Below are 1,771 nucleotides of genomic sequence, written 5' to 3' on the forward strand. Positions count from 1 at the left end.
AAAAATCCCCTCCATAGAAGACAGTACAATCCTTTCTTTTTACTGTCTACTATAAGGGGATAATAACAGTTGGAAGATCCTTTTAGCTGCTTGTTGAATTAAAGCACCAAGGATTAAGTTTTTGGTTTCCCTATTATTAATGACAATTCAAAATTTAAATCACTTTTGTGATATCCTCCATATCCCTTTTGTTCCCCTGGGATATATTTCACCTGGAATTGTGTGTCGCCATTGAGAAAGTGTTTTAATTTTAAATAGCTACTTAAAGGAAAATCGTGCATTTCCCACGTTTCACGGTAACCTACTATGCCGTGCTTTGTTAGCAGATTATCAACTTCTTTAGTGATTTCAGTAATTAATTCTGAAAGGGTACAAATTGTATTTATAACAACAGTGCCTTGTTCATCTTTTTTTAAATCAATGTCATCAAAAGACTTAATAAATAATGACACCTTTTCGTCTTCTAAACGAGTAAGTACCCATTCTAAACCGGTTGGTTCCTCATTCCAGTCAAAAAATACCGTATTAAATATCTTTTTTTTTGGATTAGGTTCATATGTTAATAACTCAACTAAACTATCCAATAGATCACCTAGTGCATTGGTTAAATAACTTGGATTAAATTCACATCTTTGAGAGTTTACTTCAATAAATCCTTCTGCCCATCCACTCCCGTTAAGATTATATTGAAACTTCATAATCCCACTCCTAAAATTCCGCCATACACCTATATTAAATCATTTTTCTTATTCAGTAACCTGTCACTTTAGTTGAAGAAGATCCCAAAGGATTGAATGCATCCTTTATACAAATCTAGTTAACATTAAGTCAACTATCGGAAGTTCCGAATCGTCCGTTTTTATTGGTTATACATGATTTTATACAATGTTGATGAATCAACAATTTCGGCTTCTGAAGAAGCCTGGTAGCTGTATAAAAAAGGGGTGTTTTATGCAAATTCTTCTTTCACATAAGCACCCAATAATTGAATAAGAAATTCTATTTTTGCCGTTCAATCCACTTATCAAAATTAAGTTCTAGCATATCCATAGGATCCTTACTATTACTAATTTCTAACTTAAATATAAAAATGCCCTCATCTAGTAAAGTACCTTTATATACCTCTGGTAGATCAGAAAATACTCCATCTGTATAGTAAACTTCCCAAACATCTTCATCTATCTGAAATGCTGTGGCTTCGTGTAGAACTTCATAATTATCGTTTAAACGACTTATGTGATAATGTTTGTAGTCAATAATCACCCCATCTGATAAATCTAACGAAAATTCGGTAAATATTTTCTGTTTCAACTCTTCGAATGATTCTTTAACTAACCCTAAAGTAATAACGTACCCTTTTTCTACCCCATTATTATCTATCGTTGTAAACTCTTCAAAACCAGAGTTATTCTGTATTTTACTCCAATTAATAATTACATCTCTTAATTCCAAATATACCTTAAGGTGATTGGGTAAAAAAATTTTATAATTAAGCTTCATATACAACCCCCTTTCCAATAATTCTATAATTTTCATAATAAAAATTATAGTACGTCGCGCCTAAACTTCTTCAGCTAACTTGCTCCGTTAGTTGAAGAAGTTTTTTCTGAATGTATGATTTTAGATAAATTCATAATTCCAAAGGCCGTCATTTGGCAGCCTTTTTATGGCGCTATCGCACCCGTTAGCCATCCATGAAGCGCAAAAATCAGCGCTTCACCACAGAGAATGAAAATGGTTTAGAACCGTCAATACTGATTCTACGGCTGGG

At 32.9% G+C, this 1,771-nt stretch carries 2 protein-coding genes; both read right to left on the reverse strand.

Features of this window, described 5'->3' with window-relative positions; genetic code table 11:
• Nucleotides 1–113 precede the first annotated feature (113 nt).
• Nucleotides 114–698: a hypothetical protein gene (locus HNP81_RS23545; RefSeq protein ID WP_182504185.1), complete on the reverse strand. Its 585-nt coding sequence runs from the start codon at nucleotides 696–698 to the stop codon at nucleotides 114–116.
• A 301-nt stretch (nucleotides 699–999) separates the two neighbouring features.
• Complete coding sequence (locus HNP81_RS23550; RefSeq protein WP_182504186.1) at nucleotides 1,000–1,500, reverse strand: DUF3986 family protein; 501 nt, start codon at nucleotides 1,498–1,500, stop codon at nucleotides 1,000–1,002.
• Nucleotides 1,501–1,771 lie beyond the last annotated feature (271 nt).

Source organism: Peribacillus huizhouensis (genome assembly GCF_014138605.1).
GTDB lineage: Bacteria > Bacillota > Bacilli > Bacillales > DSM-1321 > Peribacillus > Peribacillus huizhouensis.